The following is a 12,617-nucleotide window of genomic DNA, read 5'->3' as shown; positions in this document are numbered from 1 at the left end:
GGCAGCCCGTTATCATAAGCGAGCGCGCCAAAAACGTCGTCTTCAATGATTGGAATCGAGCCTGTTGCATCAAGGAGTGCTAAACGGTTTTCGAGCGGCATTCTAGAACCGGTGGGGTTGGTGAAATTTGGCGTGACCAATAGTGCTCTAATATCCCAATTGTTCAGTGCCTCTTGTAATGACTCAATTTCTAATCCATCCCGCGGGCAGCTTGGTATTTCCACCACTTTAAGCCCTAATGACTCCATCAGCAGTAGATTGCCAAAGTAACATGGCGATTCAACCGCAATGATATCTCCTGGTTTTGTTAAAGCTCTTAATGCTAAGCTGATCGCTTGTTGAGCTCCATGGGTAATGGCGATTTCGTTCTTGCCGGCATTGACTCCTAAGTCTTGGCTGATTTTAGTTAAGTGTTTGAGGAGTAGTTCATTGCCTGGTGGTAGTTGATAGTGACTTGGGGTGTGACTTTGCCTACGGCTGTGACGGCCAATTTCAGCATATAAACTTTTGATCGCAGGAGTATCAATATTGGGGTGTGCAGAGCCGGTTGCCAGTACCTCTTGGTTAGGAGAGTAGGTCAGGATCTCTTTGCACATTGATAGTAGATCGACCTGATTTGGCGCCTGTACTAATGGCGTCGTTGCTGGCGTTGGTCGCACTCGGTAACCTGACTTTGGGACAGTATAGATCATGCCTTGCGCTTCTAACTCTTGATAAGCGCGGATGACGGTATTTTTACTCACGGTTAATGTCTGACTCAATGCACGTATAGAAGGCAATTTGTCTTCGTTGCTGAGTAAACCACTTGCAATTTTTTGTCGGATGTAATGCTCGACCATCAAGTATTTGTTGTGCGCATTCATTTAACTGTACCCATTAAAAATAATCGCTCTGTATCTGTTCTCATTTTCTGTACCTATTAAAGTAAACCCAATATCGAGAGAAAATCCAGAGGAAATTTTATGCTTGTTCGACTTATACCATTTGTATTCGTTGTGCTGTGGGCGTCGGGCTTTGTAGGAGCAAGATTTGGACTTCAGTATGCTGAACCGGCAACTTTGCTTTCGTTGCGCATGGCTTTGAACGTTGCTTTGTTTGCCGTCTTGATGGTCATTCTGCGACGTCGCATACCGACTGGGCGAGGGCTTCTGCACTGTGCTGTCGTTGGAATGTTAATTCATGGTTTTTATTTAGGCGGAACGTACTTCGCCATTAGCTTGGGTATGCCTGCTGGTTTGAGTTCGTTGCTGGTCGGTTTACAACCTATCTTAACGGCATTGCTGTTAGTGACGTTGACTGGTCAAAGATTTGCGGCTTCACAATGGCTCGGACTCGCTCTTGGCTTTATCGGTATTAGCTTGGTCTTAGCAGGAAAGGTTGACTGGCAAACTGGTGCAGACAAAACGGCTGCTATTTCACTGTGCTTGATCTCGTTAGCTGGCATCACTGCTGGAACACTTTACCAGAAAAAATTCTGCCAAGGTGTTGATATGGTGGGTAGTGCGGCGGTTCAATACTTTGCTGCTGGAGTATTATTTCTCCCCTTTGCAGCAAGCTTTGAAACGATGCATATAGATTGGAGTGTGCCGTTTGTTTTAACTATGGCTTGGCTGGTGGTTGTATTGTCGTGTATTGCGATACTGCTGCTGCTGTATATGGTTGAACATGGCGCAGCATCAAGTGTTGCTTCAGTGTTTTATCTGGTACCACCGACTACTGCTGTTCAAGCATGGCTAATGTTTGGTGAGTCATTTGATAGCGTTGCTGTTCTGGGTTTCATCTGTGCAGCAACGGCGGTTTATCTTGTGGCAAAAGCGCCAACGCTGAGGTTATTCATGCGGCGAAAGCGTAGGCTTTCTGACTCTCATACTTTATAGGTATTTGTCGTTTTTGCTTCCATATGTGGCCTGGGTTCAAACCATATGGAAGGATTAAATTTAGCTAACTCCTTTAGAACTTCTCGTCTGTGAACTAACTTTAATACTAGATGGGACGTTCTGAGGGAAAAGCTTGTGGCAACCAATATTTCTATTTACCATCTGCTCGCAGCACTTTTAATGTGGTTCTTTTCTCCTCATGTGCTAAGTAATCAACATGATCTCAGACAGGTCTCTTTCTATACTGAAGCCTACCCTCCTGCTAATTATGTACATAACGATACAATTACCGGCTATGCGGTCGATATCCTCCTTGAAGCGAGTGCTTTAGTTGGAGAGCCCATAGCGCGGTCTCAAGTGGTACTTCAACCTTGGGCTCGTTCGTACCGCACCGTTTTAACTCAAGAGAATTCGGTATTGTTCTCTACCACCCGTTCGAAACATCGTGAGAAGCTTTTTCAGTGGGTCGGACCTATTCTTAATACAAATATTATTGTCTTAGCTCGCAAGGATTCACAGATTAAGATCGCTCAACCTTTAGATATGGCTAACTATCGAATCGGTGTGATCCGCGATGATATTGGTGAGCAGAGTTTACTTGCCCTCGGTGTCCCTAGAGACTCGATGCAGGAAGCCTTAGATGTGATAGTGCTTGTTGAGCAGCTAATGAAAAAACGCATCGATCTATTAGTGTATTCTGACAACGCTGCGTATTGGTGGTCACGTCAAGCGGGTATTGATGCAGAATTATTTGAGGAAGTCTATATAGTCAAGGAAGGTGGTCTTTACTATGCAGTGAATCGAGATACAGATAAGGTGATCGTAGATAAACTGCAAAAAGGATTAGATTTGCTCAAAGCTACGGATAGTTCGGGGAGGAGCCGCTACCAAGAGATCCTCGACAAATACTAATAGGTTAAGTAAAGGACAGGTAATTGCCTGTCCTTGTCGTTTTTATACCTTGGCCTTCTTGACGAAGTAAGGGTTATCAAATTTCTTTGGGTTGCCTAACTCTTTGGTGACTAACCTGTTCCACAGAGTCAGATCGAACTCGCCTTTGGGAATCGAAGGGTAGAGAGTTTCGACTTCTTCAAGGGCAAATCGAAGAAACTCTTTCTTTTTAATCTGATTGTATTTGCGCGCAACTCGGTTGTGCTTGGCAATCCACTCTTGTTTAAAGGCAATGAGTCCCGGTTCTGCCTCTTCTATAGGCAACCTAGACAGATAAATTCGTTTATAGGAGACTTTTCTATCTATCATTGTGCGCATTGCGGTCTGAATGTATTTTCCATGGTGGGTGATGGAAATATCATTGTTGTCGAATAACTGCACGCTCCAACCTGAAGGGAAGAAATCGGGCTTTCGATATTGTTTATTGCGAATATCGATTGCTCGGTGCATAACCAGGTCAGAAGTACCATTGAATGTCTGCTGCCACTTACCGATTCGGATCTGTATAGCCGTTGGCAAGCGATAAATATTGGTAAATTTATCTTGTTCCATACTCATTACACTATTTAACGTCTAACAATGAAACGTGAGAGAAAGGTCGGCGATATGCTTACCTTAAACTTGTTTGTCGTATTTACCGCAAGGCGAAGTTCGCCAAATGCTGGGCCTAATACTGGGAATTTCCTAGACCAAAACTGTGCGGCTTAGTTTAGCGTTAGATTATACATGATTACTAGAGGTCAAGCGAGGTACCAATATTGATAGTTACATTTTTACTCTATTGGCTTTCAGAGAAAGCTACAACGATAACGCAAGTTTTGTGTTTAATGCTAAGGTGCGACCGCTCCTCCTAGGGTTAGATTTGTCGGCCATTTAGAGATGCGATTACCACCAAGAAAGATGTTGCCATTGACTGTCATAGTGTCTGGAAACTCGGTGAGCTTTGACCCACCAATAAACAAACTGCCTTCGACAATAATTCCTTCAGGTAAGCTTTCCAATGGCGTTCTTATTACACTCAAGTCGCCTTTGACTTTAAGTCGAGGTGGTAGCGAAGTCACCGGAGTATCAGTTAGGTTGATGTATCCACCAACCTTGACACCCGATGGCCAGCGAGTAATTTTAGACCCTAAAAGATTGGCATAGCCCTTGATGTTGACGCCTTTGTCTATTTTACTGAGACCACAGTTTGTTGCTGTTAGGCTGCCCTGAATATCGACACCCTTGGGAATGCGCTTGATAGAAGTTTTTGCGATGTTTAAGTTTCCTTTTATGACTAAGCCACTAGGCAGCTCAGTGTAAGGTTTATTGCGTAGATCGAGATTGCCGTAATTATCTAGGTGGTTAAGAATTCGGAACTGGTCGAGAACAACTGCGTTGGCGTTCATAGAGCAGAGTATCATTAGAGCAAAAACAAAAGTACGAAGCATAGTTATGACCTAGGATTTGGAACGTATAATAGTAATTCTCGGGGGAATTTGGTCAATGATATCGACAAGTCGAGAAACAAAAAACGGGCTGAATCGCCCGTTTTTAAAAAACAATGTTTGAATTATCGTGCTAGAGAGCGGGTTTTTAACTCAAAAATCAGTTTTTCAGCGCTAACTTCGAACTTAAAGCGGGCTGTAAGTTCGGAAGAGTCGTCATTAATTGGCGATACTTCGTATTCGACGTCAGCGCAAACTTGTTTTGCTAGATCGGTGTACTTACTGAGTTCTGTCTCTAGTAGCGCTTTGCCTTCTGCGAAGATGGTCACTTCAGCAACATCATCACCTTCTTTAATGATAAACCCCATTTCACCTGCGCAGCCACACGCTTCGCATACTTGTTCTGGTTCTGTGCTCATCTCAAATTGATCCTCTTACAAATACTAGGGTCATATTACCGACTATTGGCGGTGTGATCTATCAAAAGTATTGCGCTAGATATAGAGCAATAACTAGCAGAAATAGCCGAGTGGGCAAATAAAATACAATTATAGCTCACGCGAATAATTCGCATTTAAATGTGACATATATCTATAAATTACGAAAATTCATGTCAATCATGTGCTAGAACCGTCGGCGATTAGTTGTAAGCCTCTACATTTTGTAAGATTATCGGTCCTTCATTTTTATACAAATATAAATATAACACGCTGTGCATTCATAGGTGTCGGTGATGATACTTTATGGAAAATCAGTTTACACTACCCTGCAATTAGACTAGGCGTATGGTTTAATTGTTGTGTCGTGTTTTATAATGGTCTCTAACGCAAAAACAACATAACTACAGTTAGAGCTTAAAGATGTAATTTATTTTTAGACGGATATACAAAGAGAAGAGCCAAACATGCCAAAGCGTAGTAAAGAAGATACTGAAATCACCATCCAGAAAATTATGGATGCCGTGGTCGACCAATTATTGCGACTCGGTTACGACAAGATGTCGTACACAACATTGAGCCAACAGACTGGCGTATCGAGAACGGGAATTAGTCACCATTTTCCGAAGAAAACAGATTTCACAGCAGCCCTAGATGGACGTATATTTAAAATGTTTGTTGGGCACGTCGATTTTGACAATGGCTTAGAGGCGTTTACTCGCAGTTGGGTATCGGCGTTAGAGAATGAAGAGTTCTTGGCTATTCTTCGTCTACTTTTTCATCATATTGTTACATCGCAAAGTACCCACGAATTCGCTCACAACGGTATTGAACGCTTATACAAGATTTGTGAGGAAAAGCTTGGCAATGGAAGTGCCAAGGAGCTTGAATGGCTGATTGGAAAATCGCTAATGCGTATGGCTAAGTAATCCATTCCCAAAGCCTTCTTCGGAAGGCTTTTTTGATCCCTCTGATTCGATATAGATGCCGCTTTTGAGTACTTCTATCTCTATGCTGCACTGTTGCTTATCCCTCTCTGTTTGGACCACTTGTCATCGGATTGTGTGCGCTCGTCCCAGTATTGTGACTTACTAACGACTATATTGATGCTTGCTCTATGTGGAAAATAGTCTTTAACTGTAAGTAGGGCCAAGTGTAAATTGTCTAGTGACTATCTTGGCCTCTACCACGTTTTTGCACCGTGGCGTTGGTGAATTTGTAACTGCTGATTGAATACAACAAGAATTGCATCCCTAATTTGCTAATTGTTCAATATTTCAATTGATTGCCGTACCTAGTGCGATAACGTTCTGTTAGACTTATTATGTAAACTATAAATAATAGGAGTAGGTGTACGCATGTCATATCCGGTACTTATATGCGATGACTCCGCTTTGGCGAGAAAGCAAATGGCTCGCTCACTGCCTGCTTCGCTAAATGCTGATATTACTTTTGCTGTCCATGGATTGGATGCGCTAGAACAACTTGAGCAGCATGCTTTCAAGTTGATGTTCTTAGATTTAACCATGCCTGAGTTAGATGGTTTTGGCACGTTAGAAGAGATCGCTAAACGGGGTATTGATATTTCGGTCGTGGTGGTTTCGGGAGATATTCAGCCGAAAGCCAAAGAGCGAGTAATGGCGCTAGGGGCAAAAGCGTTCATCCAAAAACCGATGGATAAAGCGGTACTGAACAAGGTCCTTAAAGAGCTTGTTGAGCCAGTCAGCCAACCACGAATCGTTACTCCAGTTTCTGTGGAGTTGCCGATACTTCGTCGCCGCGATATTTATATGGAGGTGGCGAACGTCTCTATTGGTCAAGCGGCCGATGCGTTAGCAAGACACTTTGATGTGTTTGTGCATTTGCCACTGCCAAACGTCAATATCTTTGAAGTGAGTGAACTTCACATGGCACTGCGTGACTTAGCGGACAACGACCAAGTGTCTGGCGTGTGCCAAGGTTTCAGTGGAGAGGGTATTGCTGGTGAAGCGCTAGTCTTGCTGAGTGATTCGAGTGTTAGCGACCTCAAAAAACTGATGAAAGTGCCCGTTGATAGCGAAGAGCTAGAAGAGCTTGAGCTGTTAATGGATGTGTCTAACATTCTCGTTGGTTCGTTTTTGAATGGCCTTGGTAAGCAAGCGGAAGTGCGCTTTTTTCAAAGCCCACCCGTGCTGTTAGGGCAACACATATCTATTGATTCGGTGATTAGTTCAACAACGGGCTCTTTCCAAAAAACCATGACTTTTGAGGTCAGTTACAACATTGATGGTACATCCATTCGTTGTGACTTACTGTTTATGTTTGTTGATGAGTCTCTGCCTTTACTAGACAACAAGCTTTCGTACCTAATGGAGGACTTTTAATGTTATCTCTTCCAGCTGAGTTTGAGCAGTTCCACTGGATGGTGGATATGGTGCAAAACGTTGATTTGGGGCTAGTGGTTCTCGACACGGACCATAACGTTCAAGTGTGGAACGGGTTTATGACTCACCATAGTGGTATACAGGCCCATGATGCGATTGGTAAATCGCTATTTGAGCTGTTCCCTGAAATTCCACAAGATTGGTTTAAATTAAAGACTAAGCCGGTTTACGGTTTAGGTTGTCGTAGCTTCATCACGTGGCAACAGCGTCCGTATTTGTTTAAGTGTCGAAATGTCCGCCCTGTGACTCAGCAGGCTGACTTTATGTACCAAAACATAACGCTTAACCCAATGCGCACGCCAACGGGGGAAATACGCTCGCTATTCCTCTCTATACAAGATGCAACGGCGGAAGCTCTTGCGTCCAAGAGTCGTTAATCTGCAATCAACGCCAAGGAAATCCTTGGCGTTGTTGTATATGCTGTAAGCATCTTCCATAGCTTTGCAGTAATATGAATCAATCACTTCCTTTAGAGCTTTATACCGGACAACAAGTCAAACTTGGCGAACAGCAGGCCGCTAAGCGCGCTGGCGTAGAAATGTATACGCTAATGTTGCGAGCAGGTCTTGCGACTTATCAAACGATAAGACAAGAGTTTCCCAATGCTAAGGACGTGTTGGTGATGGTTGGTACGGGCAATAATGGCGGCGATGGCTTTGTCGTAGCTAAGCTTGCAAAGGCGGATGGTTTAAATGTTTCTCTCTACCTGTATGGAGATGAAGGCAATATTTCTGGCGATGCAGATAAAGCAAAGCAAGAGTGGCTAGAAAGTGGCGGAAAGATTGAATCCGTTCAGAATATAGATTGGACTCAATTGAGTGGGGATTTGTTAGTCGATGGACTATTAGGCACTGGATTGTCTGGTCAAGTTCGTCCGCCCCTACAAACTGCGATTAATCATATCAATGCAATAAACATCCCCATAGTAGCAATCGACATTCCGTCGGGCTTATGTTCCGACACCGGCAAAATTTTGGGTGCAGCCGTCAACGCGCAGCACACTGTCACTTTTATTGGAACAAAACAAGGATTAGCAACAGGGCAAGCACGTGCAGTCGTTGGTGAGCTTCATTTCGCAGGCTTAGGTGTTGAAAACGAATTTCGCCATAATGTGGCGCCTAATAGTCAGTTTATTGAGCATGGCAGGTTTTCTTTAGCGATGCCCCCGAGGCTCGCAACAGCCCATAAGGGCCACAATGGGCGACTGTTATGTTTGGGAGGTAACCAAGGTTATGCAGGAGCGATTCGCCTATGTGCGGCGGCTGGAGCAAGATGTGGCGCTGGGTTGATTCGTACCTTGTGCCATCCTAGTTCAGCGCTACCGCTTCAGGTAGCTTGCCCAGAAGTGATGACTTTAGGCTGGGAAGAAAGCAAAACGGTTTTGGTTGAAGCGTTAGAGTTTGCGGATGTTGTTGCGCTAGGCCCTGGGCTTGGTGTCGATGAGTGGGCGCAAGACTTGTATCAAGTCGCGAGCAAAGTTGATAAACCTAAGGTCGTTGATGCTGATGGCTTAAACCTTCTAGCTCAGAACCCAACCACAGATGACCTACGAGTTATCACACCGCATCCGGGTGAGGCAGCGCGATTGCTGCAATGTTCTGTTAGCGACGTTGAACAAGACCGATTCCAAGCGGTCAAAGCACTGCACAATCTCTATGGCGGTGTTGTGATATTAAAAGGTGCAGGCACCTTAATATTTGACGGAGACATAACTCATGTTTGTCAGGCTGGAAACTCAGGTATGGCAACAGGGGGAATGGGTGATGTATTGACGGGCATAATCGCGGCGCTAATTGCTCAAGGCATGTCACTTGGTAATGCGGCTAAGTTTGGGGTGTTAATTCATAGTGAAGTTGCAGATCAACTCGCCGCACAGGACGGTAAAATCGGAATCCTTGCTAGCGATGTCATTGAGCAATCTCGTAATGTTCTTAATCAATGGTTGAACTGAGTGAAATTTGAACTTTTTCTCATCAATTCTGTGACTTTGATTGTTATTTTGCCTTAATTGGTTACAATACGCGTTCGTTCCTGAATTGTGCATCCGTATTTGCGCAGAAAAGGAAAAAACTCTCGTCTTTACTCATTGAATTCTAAGTTAAAGACACGTTTTAAATTGCATGTGTTGCTTGGTGTGCAACACCACTGTAAAGGACAGTTAAATGCCTATTATTACTCTTCCTGACGGCAGTCAGCGTCAATTTGACAACCCAGTTTCTACTCTTGAAGTCGCTCAATCTATCGGTCCTGGCCTTGCTAAAGCAACCATCGCAGGTCGTGTTGATGGTAATCGCGTCGACGCTTGTGACCTTATTGAACAAGATGCAAGCCTTGAAATCATTACCGTTAAAGATGAAGTTGATGGTCTAGAAATCGTTCGCCACTCATGTGCTCACCTTCTTGGTCATGCGATCAAGCAGCTTTTCCCTGAAGCGAAAATGGCGATTGGTCCAACGATCGACAACGGCTTTTACTACGATATCGACTTAGAGCACTCTCTAACGCAAGAAGATCTAGACAAGATCGAAAAGCGCATGAAAGAGCTAGCGAAAACTAAGTACCAAGTTATCAAGAAAAAGGTTAGCTGGCAGGAAGCACGCGATGCATTTGAAGCTCGCGGTGAAACATACAAGATGGAAATCCTAGACGAAAACGTATCTCGCGATGATCGTCCAGGTCTATACCATCATGAAGAATACATCGATATGTGTCGTGGTCCACACGTACCACATATGGGTTTCTGTCAGCACTTCACACTACTTAACGTAGCAGGTGCTTACTGGCGTGGTAACAGCGACAACAAGATGCTACAACGTATCTACGGTACTGCATTCCACGACAAAAAAGCGCTTAAGGCGCACTTAACTCGCTTAGAAGAAGCCGCTAAGCGTGACCACCGTAAAATCGGTAAGCAGCTAGACCTGTTCCACATGCAGCAAGAAGCACCGGGTATGGTGTTCTGGCATCATAATGGTTGGTCTATCTTCCGTGATCTAGAAGTATTCATTCGCGCTAAGCTTGATGAGTACGGTTACCAAGAAGTAAAAGGTCCGTTGATGATGGACCGCGTTCTTTGGGAACGTTCTGGTCACTGGGATAAGTACGCTGATGCAATGTTCACGACTTCTTCTGAAAACCGTGAATACGCAATCAAGCCAATGAACTGCCCAGGTCACGTGCAGATCTTTAACCAAGGTCTAAAATCGTACCGTGACCTACCGCTACGTATGGCTGAGTTTGGCTCATGTCACCGTAACGAGCCATCAGGTGCACTACACGGCATTATGCGTGTGCGTGGCTTTACACAGGATGATGCGCACATCTTCTGTACAGAGAGTCAAATCCAAGAGGAAGTGACCAGCTGTATTAAGATGGTTTACGATACGTACCAAACATTTGGTTTCGATAATATCGTTGTTAAGCTATCTACTCGCCCTGAAAAGCGTGTTGGTTCTGATGAGATTTGGGACCAGTCTGAAGAGGCATTGAAGCAGTCTCTTGAAGCGATGAATATCGAATATGAACTTCAAGAAGGCGAAGGTGCATTCTACGGGCCTAAGATTGAGTTCACTCTACACGACTGTCTAGATCGTGCATGGCAGTGTGGTACGGTTCAGCTAGACTTCAACCTACCAGGTCGTTTAGGTGCAACTTACGTTGATGAAAATAACGAGCGCCAAGTGCCAGTTATGATTCACCGTGCAATCCTTGGCTCACTAGAGCGATTCATTGGTATTTTGATTGAAGAATACTACGGCTTCTTCCCGACTTGGTTATCGCCGGAGCAGGCTGTAATCATGAATATTACTGACAAACAGTCAGATTATGTTCAGGAAGTGGCACAAAAACTACAAAAATTTGGAATTAGAGCTAAAGCGGACTTGAGAAATGAGAAGATTGGCTTTAAAATCCGCGAACATACTTTGAAGCGTGTTCCGTATATGCTGGTTTGTGGTGACCAAGAAATGGAAGCCGGTGAAATCGCAGTACGTACTCGCAAAGGTAAAGATCTCGGTAAGTTTAAAGTGGATGACTTTATTTCATACATCCAAGACGAGATCTCAAGCCGTAAGCTCAATCTGGAGGAATAAGCTATTAAAGGCGGAAGACGCGGCCAACAACCGGCCAAACAAAATGCTCATCGTTTAAACGGTGAAATTCGTGGCGTTCGTGAAGTTCGTTTAACAGGCGCAGACGGTGAATCAGTTGGTGTTGTTTCTATTCAAGAAGCAGTAGCAGCAGCTGAAGAAGCGGGTATGGATCTGGTAGAAATCAGTCCAAACGCTGAGCCACCTGTATGTCATGTAATGGACTACGGTAAATTCCTCTTTGAGAAGAGCAAGGCTGCTAAAGAGCAGAAGAAGAAGCAAAAACAGGTTCAGATTAAGGAAGTAAAATTCCGTCCTGGAACTGATATTGGAGACTATCAGGTAAAACTACGCAACCTGACGCGTTTCCTTGAAGAAGGCAACAAAGTGAAGGTAACAATTCGCTTCCGTGGCCGAGAAATGGCGCACCAAGACATCGGTGTTGACGTTCTAAAACGCTTGAAAGAAGACACTGTCGATCTAGCGGTCGTTGAGTCATTCCCAAGTCGTATTGAAGGTCGTCAGATGATCATGGTTCTTGCCCCTAAAAAGAAGTAATTAACGGCTTTGCAAGTAATTAAACCTCGCCGTTGCAAAGCGGCGGGGTTTTATTCGCCCTAATTACTATTGTTATAAACAACTCAACAATGCGGAGTTATTCATCATGCCTAAGATGAAAACCAACAAAGGTGCTGCTAAGCGTTTTAAGAAAACTGCTGGTGGTATTAAGTACAAGCACGCTACAAAACGTCACATCCTGACTAAGCGTACTACTAAGAACAAGCGTCAGCTACGTCCAAATGCACTACTTCCTAAAGTTGAAGTAGCAGCAGTTGCTCGTATGATGCCATACGCATAATTCTTTTTAGTTTTTAATCGTTTAGTTTAGGAGAAGCATAATGCCTCGCGTAAAACGTGGTGTACAAGCTCGTGCACGTCATAAGAAAGTTCTAAAACAAGCTAAAGGTTACTACGGTGCACGTTCACGTGTTTACCGCGTAGCTTTCCAAGCAGTTACTAAAGCTGGTCAATACGCTTACCGTGACCGTCGCAACAAGAAACGTCAATTCCGTCAACTATGGATTGCACGTATCAACGCTGCATCTCGTCAAAATGGTCTATCTTACAGCCGTTTCATCAACGGTCTTAAGAAAGCATCTATCGAGATCGACCGTAAGATCCTTGCTGACATCGCGGTATTCGACAAAGCTGCATTCGCAGTTCTAGTTGAAAAAGCGAAAGCTGCTCTTTAATTAGAGTAAGTTTTTAGGATTAAGAAAAGGGGAGCTTAGGCTCTAATGCCGTTCACTTAAGGTGAGCGGCATTGTTTTTTCTAGGGTATCGGCTTGGTTTTTTCTTCACTACTCTAGGGAAGGATCTTTCCCGTCTTGGCTCTAATATTAAACTCTCGCTT

14 protein-coding genes are annotated in these 12,617 nt (G+C 44.1%); 10 read left to right on the top strand and 4 right to left on the bottom strand.

All coding sequences use genetic code 11. The features are described from left to right. The coding region (locus QTO00_RS06125; RefSeq protein WP_331423671.1) for an aminotransferase-like domain-containing protein at positions 1-863 on the bottom strand (863 nt) is incomplete at its 3' end. A gap of 99 nt (positions 864-962) precedes the next feature. On the opposite strand from QTO00_RS06125, the gene QTO00_RS06120 reads away from it, so the two are divergent. Together QTO00_RS06120 and QTO00_RS06115 are read left to right on the top strand one after the other, a co-directional pair. Further along, positions 963-1,877, top strand: a complete 915-nt coding sequence (locus tag QTO00_RS06120; protein ID WP_331423670.1) for a DMT family transporter — start codon at positions 963-965, stop codon at positions 1,875-1,877. Between the two features lie 180 nt (positions 1,878-2,057). Continuing rightward, the gene (locus QTO00_RS06115; protein ID WP_443088899.1) at positions 2,058-2,789 is read left to right on the top strand and encodes a substrate-binding periplasmic protein; all 732 of its coding nucleotides are present in this window, start codon (positions 2,058-2,060) and stop codon (positions 2,787-2,789) included. A 42-nt stretch (positions 2,790-2,831) separates the two neighbouring features. Here the strand turns inward: QTO00_RS06115 and QTO00_RS06110 are convergent, their stop codons facing one another. The 3 genes from QTO00_RS06110 to QTO00_RS06100 all read right to left on the bottom strand — a co-directional run bounded on the left by QTO00_RS06110 (position 2,832) and on the right by QTO00_RS06100 (position 4,674). Beyond that, the gene (locus tag QTO00_RS06110; RefSeq protein ID WP_038202353.1) at positions 2,832-3,380 is read right to left on the bottom strand and encodes an MSHA operon transcriptional regulator; all 549 of its coding nucleotides are present in this window, start codon (positions 3,378-3,380) and stop codon (positions 2,832-2,834) included. Positions 3,381-3,658: 278 nt separating this feature from the next. Further along, positions 3,659-4,216: a hypothetical protein gene (locus QTO00_RS06105; RefSeq protein ID WP_331423666.1), complete on the bottom strand. Its 558-nt coding sequence runs from the start codon at positions 4,214-4,216 to the stop codon at positions 3,659-3,661. A 164-nt stretch (positions 4,217-4,380) separates the two neighbouring features. After that, a complete protein-coding gene (locus tag QTO00_RS06100; RefSeq protein WP_331423664.1) occupies positions 4,381-4,674 on the bottom strand; it encodes a YfcZ/YiiS family protein in 294 nt (97 codons plus the stop codon). Between the two features lie 485 nt (positions 4,675-5,159). Between QTO00_RS06100 and QTO00_RS06095 the strand changes: the two genes are divergently transcribed. The 8 genes from QTO00_RS06095 to rplT all read left to right on the top strand — a co-directional run bounded on the left by QTO00_RS06095 (position 5,160) and on the right by rplT (position 12,456). Continuing rightward, entirely contained in the window at positions 5,160-5,621 is a 462-nt protein-coding gene (locus QTO00_RS06095; RefSeq protein ID WP_331423662.1) for a TetR/AcrR family transcriptional regulator, read from the top strand. Positions 5,622-6,050: 429 nt separating this feature from the next. Beyond that, positions 6,051-7,055, top strand: coding sequence for a response regulator (locus tag QTO00_RS06090; protein WP_331423661.1), 1,005 nt, complete (start codon positions 6,051-6,053; stop codon positions 7,053-7,055). Then, positions 7,055-7,492, top strand: coding sequence for a PAS domain-containing protein (locus QTO00_RS06085; RefSeq protein ID WP_038201412.1), 438 nt, complete (start codon positions 7,055-7,057; stop codon positions 7,490-7,492). The genes QTO00_RS06090 and QTO00_RS06085 overlap by 1 nt, the downstream gene beginning before the upstream one ends. Before the next feature lie 74 nt (positions 7,493-7,566). Further along, positions 7,567-9,066, top strand: a complete 1,500-nt coding sequence (locus QTO00_RS06080; RefSeq protein WP_331423660.1) for an NAD(P)H-hydrate dehydratase — start codon at positions 7,567-7,569, stop codon at positions 9,064-9,066. A 211-nt stretch (positions 9,067-9,277) separates the two neighbouring features. After that, positions 9,278-11,206 (top strand): threonine--tRNA ligase, encoded by a 1,929-nt coding sequence (gene thrS, locus QTO00_RS06075; protein WP_038201407.1) that lies wholly within the window; start codon positions 9,278-9,280, stop codon positions 11,204-11,206. Positions 11,207-11,209: 3 nt separating this feature from the next. Further along, positions 11,210-11,761, top strand: coding sequence for a translation initiation factor IF-3 (infC, locus tag QTO00_RS06070; RefSeq protein WP_331423672.1), 552 nt, complete (start codon positions 11,210-11,212; stop codon positions 11,759-11,761). A gap of 106 nt (positions 11,762-11,867) precedes the next feature. Continuing rightward, positions 11,868-12,062: a 50S ribosomal protein L35 gene (gene rpmI / locus QTO00_RS06065; RefSeq protein ID WP_038201401.1), complete on the top strand. Its 195-nt coding sequence runs from the start codon at positions 11,868-11,870 to the stop codon at positions 12,060-12,062. A gap of 40 nt (positions 12,063-12,102) precedes the next feature. Further along, positions 12,103-12,456, top strand: a complete 354-nt coding sequence (gene rplT, locus QTO00_RS06060) for a 50S ribosomal protein L20 (RefSeq protein WP_004401084.1) — start codon at positions 12,103-12,105, stop codon at positions 12,454-12,456. The last annotated feature ends 161 nt before the right edge of the window (positions 12,457-12,617 follow it).

It is taken from the genome of Vibrio sp. M260118 (assembly GCF_036533755.1).
In the GTDB taxonomy this organism is placed as follows: Bacteria; Pseudomonadota; Gammaproteobacteria; order Enterobacterales; family Vibrionaceae; genus Vibrio.
Note: the sequence above shows the minus strand (reverse complement) of the source record. Positions and strands in the feature narration are given on the sequence as shown.

Excerpts from the sequence above, each read along its gene's own strand:
- QTO00_RS06120 (WP_331423670.1), top strand. The coding sequence starts at position 963 with ATGCTTGTTCGACTTATACCATTTGTATTCGTTGTGCTGTGGGCGTCG.
- QTO00_RS06115 (WP_443088899.1), top strand. The coding sequence starts at position 2,058 with ATGTGGTTCTTTTCTCCTCATGTGCTAAGTAATCAACATGATCTCAGA.
- QTO00_RS06110 (WP_038202353.1), bottom strand. The coding sequence starts at position 3,380 with ATGGAACAAGATAAATTTACCAATATTTATCGCTTGCCAACGGCTATA.
- QTO00_RS06105 (WP_331423666.1), bottom strand. The coding sequence starts at position 4,216 with ATGAACGCCAACGCAGTTGTTCTCGACCAGTTCCGAATTCTTAACCAC.
- QTO00_RS06100 (WP_331423664.1), bottom strand. The coding sequence starts at position 4,674 with ATGAGCACAGAACCAGAACAAGTATGCGAAGCGTGTGGCTGCGCAGGT.
- QTO00_RS06095 (WP_331423662.1), top strand. The coding sequence starts at position 5,160 with ATGCCAAAGCGTAGTAAAGAAGATACTGAAATCACCATCCAGAAAATT.
- QTO00_RS06090 (WP_331423661.1), top strand. The coding sequence starts at position 6,051 with ATGTCATATCCGGTACTTATATGCGATGACTCCGCTTTGGCGAGAAAG.
- QTO00_RS06085 (WP_038201412.1), top strand. The coding sequence starts at position 7,055 with ATGTTATCTCTTCCAGCTGAGTTTGAGCAGTTCCACTGGATGGTGGAT.
- QTO00_RS06080 (WP_331423660.1), top strand. The coding sequence starts at position 7,567 with ATGAATCAATCACTTCCTTTAGAGCTTTATACCGGACAACAAGTCAAA.
- thrS (WP_038201407.1), top strand. The coding sequence starts at position 9,278 with ATGCCTATTATTACTCTTCCTGACGGCAGTCAGCGTCAATTTGACAAC.
- rpmI (WP_038201401.1), top strand. The coding sequence starts at position 11,868 with ATGCCTAAGATGAAAACCAACAAAGGTGCTGCTAAGCGTTTTAAGAAA.
- rplT (WP_004401084.1), top strand. The coding sequence starts at position 12,103 with ATGCCTCGCGTAAAACGTGGTGTACAAGCTCGTGCACGTCATAAGAAA.